Annotated in this window: 1 protein-coding gene; it reads right to left on the bottom strand. The window is 40.5% G+C overall.

Annotated elements, in window-relative coordinates:
- Window positions 1-66: 66 nt before the first annotated feature.
- Window positions 67-1209 (bottom strand): ISAs1 family transposase, encoded by a 1143-nt coding sequence (locus GH664_RS23990; RefSeq protein ID WP_153170307.1) that lies wholly within the window; start codon window positions 1207-1209, stop codon window positions 67-69.
- Between the last annotated feature and the right edge of the window lie 252 nt (window positions 1210-1461).

The raw sequence follows: 1461 nt of genomic DNA, 5'->3' as shown, positions 1-1461 counted from the left end.
CGTACGATTAAAGAGGTTATAGTCGTACAGCTAAAGGGTTTATAGTTGTACGGCAGGGCAGACGCATTAAATTGCGCTGCCCTCCAAAAGTTTTGACAGGTACTCTTCATCCCAGCCTGCCTTCAATCTTTTCAGGTTGAGACTTCCCTTGGTCGTCTTGTCATTTTTCAAGATGGAGAGGGCCATTTTGCTTATGGTAGAGAAGTTCCTCGCTGCATTTTTGACTTTCTTACTTTCGTCTTCTCTGAAAGTAATGTCCAATTGCCAATGCAAGTTGTTTTCTATGGACCAATGTTGCCTAATGGCGTTAGCTATCTTTTCAGGATCTTCGTTGCTTAAAGAAGTTATGTAGTATCTTGTTTCCTCTGATGTTTCACCAGATGTCGCAACAGATCTTCTTGAGATTATCCCGACAACAGACCTTAGCCCAATAAACTTGTTCTTAAACATTTTCTGCATAATGTCCCCATAGCTTACAACAATGCAGGTCCTTTCTTCTTGACGGCCATGACCCTCATTGAAGGAATAATGCTTTGTGACAACATTGCAATTGCCCTTGTATTCGTTCTCATAGATTATGTCCTTGGCAAATTCGTAACTTTTCTTCTGATTTTCCTTCAAGGCGATAATGTAGTCCCCTTTACCTTCTATTATTTTCTCAGTTATAGAAGTTTGGCATCCCATAGCATCTATTGTTACAATGGCGTTTGACACGTCTATAGCGCTAAGCAACTTGGGGACGACTGTAATTTCGTTCGTTTTTTCACCGACTTTCTCTTGACCAAGCGATATGCTATTGTCTGCTGACCAAGCAGATACGATCCATGTACGGAAGTCATCTTGCCCAAGAGTATGCTCGGCATCACACTTGCTTGAACCACGCATAAGTTTGCCATCAATGGCAACAACACCTTTAACTTCCCCAACTATTTCCCTAACCCAGTTTCTGAAAATCTCTTCAAATCCTTTCGGATTAAAGATTGAAAAGAAACGATTGAAAGTGTCATGACTAGGGATAGACTCCAGCCCTACTAAACGCTGTTTGAAGAAGTCTAACTTACTTTTGCCAAACTCTGCAATTTCATTCCAAGACTGAGCCCCAGCTATAACCGCAGCGATTGTAATGTAAATGATATGTTCCATTTTATGGACAGTTCTACCCGCTACTCGTGGGTCGGCAATTTGTTTAGATAACTTAATAATGCTCATTTTGTACCTTTTAATTGTTAATTATTTCTCTACAAAGATACGAAAAATATTTCATATATGCAAATATATAATGTTAATATTCAATAAGTTATAGTGATATACCATAGATATTAACGAGTAAAAGATTTAATGCGTCTGCCCTGGGGAGACTGTTTCTAGAAGATTCCCACTAGGCTCGACAGAGCTGCTGAGCCTAGTCAGCAGGTCTGCTCACTGCAGTCAGCAGGTCTGCCGAGCCTAGTGGGAACACCT

It is taken from the genome of Thauera sp. 2A1 (assembly GCF_009469595.2).
In the GTDB taxonomy this organism is placed as follows: domain Bacteria; phylum Pseudomonadota; class Gammaproteobacteria; order Burkholderiales; family Rhodocyclaceae; genus Thauera.
This window is presented reverse-complemented; position numbering and strand designations above follow the sequence as displayed.